The sequence below is a fragment of the Arsukibacterium perlucidum DSM 18276 genome (genome assembly GCF_000382165.1).
Classification (GTDB): Bacteria; Pseudomonadota; Gammaproteobacteria; order Enterobacterales; family Alteromonadaceae; genus Alishewanella; species Alishewanella perlucidum.
This window is the reverse complement of record NZ_KB907759.1, coordinates 1-3,130: the sequence shown is the minus strand read 5'-3', so window position 1 is coordinate 3,130 and position 3,130 is coordinate 1. Positions and strand designations below refer to the sequence as shown.

At 41.1% G+C, this 3,130-nt stretch carries 5 protein-coding genes; all 5 read left to right on the top strand.

The window, feature by feature from the left end; all coding sequences use genetic code 11:
• Window positions 1–93: 93 nt before the first annotated feature.
• The 5 genes from H141_RS0119375 to H141_RS0119355 all read left to right on the top strand — a co-directional run bounded on the left by H141_RS0119375 (window position 94) and on the right by H141_RS0119355 (window position 2,962).
• A complete protein-coding gene (locus H141_RS0119375; protein WP_157611049.1) occupies window positions 94–324 on the top strand; it encodes a hypothetical protein in 231 nt (76 codons plus the stop codon).
• A gap of 137 nt (window positions 325–461) precedes the next feature.
• Complete coding sequence (locus H141_RS0119370) at window positions 462–953, top strand: hypothetical protein (RefSeq protein ID WP_019677923.1); 492 nt, start codon at window positions 462–464, stop codon at window positions 951–953.
• 134 nt (window positions 954–1,087) lie between these two features.
• Window positions 1,088–1,966, top strand: a complete 879-nt coding sequence (locus H141_RS0119365; protein WP_019677922.1) for an alpha/beta hydrolase — start codon at window positions 1,088–1,090, stop codon at window positions 1,964–1,966.
• A 95-nt stretch (window positions 1,967–2,061) separates the two neighbouring features.
• Entirely contained in the window at window positions 2,062–2,427 is a 366-nt protein-coding gene (locus H141_RS0119360) for a glyoxalase superfamily protein (RefSeq protein WP_019677921.1), read from the top strand.
• Window positions 2,428–2,524: 97 nt separating this feature from the next.
• Window positions 2,525–2,962, top strand: coding sequence for a GNAT family N-acetyltransferase (locus tag H141_RS0119355; RefSeq protein ID WP_011789173.1), 438 nt, complete (start codon window positions 2,525–2,527; stop codon window positions 2,960–2,962).
• Window positions 2,963–3,130: the final 168 nt, after the last annotated feature.

The window sequence follows — 3,130 nt, the reverse complement described above, 5'->3', positions numbered from 1 at the left end:
TTTTTGGCGAAAGATCAGATCGGGAACTGCCATGAATGTTCCCTTCGCCTTTAACTATTTGTTTTATCTATGCCATTCGTGGGGATTCGTCAGGTGAAATATAAAGATGAAAGCGAAATAATGACCAAAAAAGGGACATGGAAAGTTACTAACTATCCTTATTTTGAACTATCTGAACAGGATGGGTTTCTGCCAATGTATTTTCAGGCTGTTAAAAGAACAGAACAAGATATTATTGGTAAGGTTAATATTATCGAAATTAAGCCAATCCAAAGCTATCAGATATTTTCTAACTGCAAATTCAGTCATGGAGTGAGGTCTTAGAACGGTAGGCCTAACAATTAAATTTTATCGCCAGCAAAAAACGCTGGCTGCGACGTCAACCCGCTGCGCGGCTTTCCGCGCTAAATTTGGGCGTTAGGCTAGAGCGTTCAGCGTGTCATCACTAATTAGGAGAAAAAATGAATTTAGAAGCCGTACTTCCTGAAATAATTAAGCCAATAGCTGAGTCGATAATTGAAGGTTTTAATGGGGCATCAGCAAATGGTACGGACTCTGTTAGAATTGGAGCTTTAAAAGTTAATAGTTTCATTGAGTTACTTGATAAAAACTTTGGAGAAAACGGGTTAAGAACTGCGTTGCCAATGTTGCAAGAATCAATGATCTCTAGCGCAACTCAAAAGAACGATTTTCCTGATATGGTAGTTTACCTTAGTGTGCAAACTGCTTCGATTATTATGATTTCTGCCATAGATATATTTCTCTCAGCTAAAGGCTTATTTTCATTTTCGGGTAAAAAAGCACTTCGTGAGTTTTCAGAAAATGGATTTTACTTACATTTTGGTGGTGATGATATGAATAGCTGGGAGTACAGCATTCTAAAACAACCATTTTCCTCAGTAGTAAGAGAAGCGGAAATAATGGCTGAGTTAAGAACTGCTAATATCACTTAATTCTGGCAGCAGGGCGGGGCCTAACAAGTTGCTTAATTTCGTTCCGGCCACAAAAAGCGTGGCCTCCACTGGACTGCCTACGCTTCGCTGCGGCAGCCAATTAGCAAAGCGTTAAATTTTTCAAGGAAGAATTTGTGAATTTCAGAGTTATTAAAAATATTGTATTAATTGCAATTGTGCTAGGCGTGGGGGCTGCTGCTTTCTTTAAGGCACAGCAATACAAAGAAGATTACACTTCTGATTTTGTCGATGAAACGATTTACTCTTCGGTATTAGGTGAAAACAGGAAAATCTTTGTCCGGCTACCTAATGGTTATGAGCGAAGTAAAAAATACCCTCTAATTATTAAAACTGACGGCAATTTTAATCTGAAGCGCTGGGATGAAACACTGGCTGAGCTAAGCTCACAGGACATTACAGAAGATTCTATAATCGTCGCGATACCTAATTTATTTTGGGTTGATTCGAGAAACAGGGATTTAGTCCCTCCGTATGCTCGACGTGATGTAAGTATTGAAGCTCGCCCTGAGAACGATAATCATCCGGATATATTTGGTAAAGCGGATGTGTTTTTAGCGTTTATCGAAACTGAATTAATTCCGTATCTTGAGCAGAATTACGCTATTAGTGACAACAGGTTGCTAAGTGGCTTTTCGGCAGGTGGGAGTTTGGTACTCTATACAATTGTTGCTAAACCGCATCTTTTTAGTGGGTATTTTGCTTTTAGCCCAGCAGCTTGGTATGACGATTCGGTGGTTGTAAAAGAGTTTGCAAAAAACTTGCCCATTACCAATGGTAAACCTATTTTTCTATACCTTAGCTTGGGTGCAGAAGAAAACGAAATTATTACTGGTTCTTTCAAAGGGCTACTTAGTGCTTTGGAAACCAATGCACCCGCCAATTTACAATGGGCATACAGTTTTAGCGAGGGGGCTGGGCATAATGCTAACCCATATGTTTCTGTACCCAAAGCGCTCACTAAGTATTATGAATTTTGGGCAAACAAAATTTAACAAGGCCAGGCACGGCGACGTCTTTTCCGTTGCGGCTTCGCCTTCACTACAAAGCCGCGCGTGCTGGCGGCGTTATATGTAATGGAGTAGATGGCATGGAGTTTCAGACGATCCCGATTATGCGAATTTTCGACGAAGATAAAGCAAAAGAGTTTTACCTTGGCTTTCTCGGTATGGAACTAGATTGGGAGCATCGCTTTGAGGATGGTTACCCAATTTATATGCAAGTTTCGCTTGGCGATTTTGTTTTACATCTGAGTGAACACTCTGGTGACTGTACACCGGGCAGCAAGGTCTTCGTTAATGTAAGCAATCTTGATCAACTTTTCGCACAAGTTACTGTAAAGCCTTACAAATACAACAAACCAAGAATTGAAGATGCCCCTTGGGGTGCAAGGTGTTTTACCGTGACAGACCCGTTTTCAAACAGAATATTATTTAATGAATCAGCAGACACATAACAAACAAATATTATCGCCAGCAAAAAGCGCTGGCAGCGACGTCAACCCGCTGCGCGGCTTTCCGCGCTAAATTTGGGCGTTAGAGCTAAGGAAAGTCATGAATATCACATTGGAAGAGATTACAAGTTCAAATTATGAAGACGTATGTGACTTAGATGTCACGGATGAGCAACAGGAATATGTTGCGAGCAATATGTGGTCTTTGGTTGAATCACATTACTGCCAAGGGCATACCTGCAGAGCTATCTATCAGAACGATAAGCCTGTCGGTTTTTTCATGTGGGTATCTGAAACGCCTGAAAAAGTTTCTATCTGGCGCTTTATGGTGGATCAACGCTATCAACAATCTGGTATTGGCAGAGTTGCACTAAATTTGGCGCTCAATGAAATCAAAGCCAGTGACAAAGTAAAAGAAATAGAAATTTGCTATGACCCTGAAAACCCAGTGGCCAAAAATTTTTATTCAAGTTTTGGCTTTCAGGAAGTGGGGTTGGATGAAGATGGTGAAGATATGTTGGCAGTCATCAAGCTGTGAGCTCTAACAATCGCCTTAAACATCGCGGCCTACGGCCGCTGGACTCGCAACAAGTTGCTCGCCGTTTAGGCGAGCGTTGAGGCTGTAGAAAAACCTCTTTTCACGCGATCGAGTTTGTGATCAAATAGCATTGTCTGATTAAAAAGTGGACAACGCCTCATGCCTAAA

What these genes read in the sequence shown, in the direction of transcription:
- H141_RS0119355 (WP_011789173.1), top strand. Translation starts at nt 2,525, where the DNA reads ATGAATATCACATTGGAAGAGATTACAAGTTCAAATTATGAAGACGTA.
- H141_RS0119360 (WP_019677921.1), top strand. Translation starts at nt 2,062, where the DNA reads ATGGAGTTTCAGACGATCCCGATTATGCGAATTTTCGACGAAGATAAA.
- H141_RS0119370 (WP_019677923.1), top strand. Translation starts at nt 462, where the DNA reads ATGAATTTAGAAGCCGTACTTCCTGAAATAATTAAGCCAATAGCTGAG.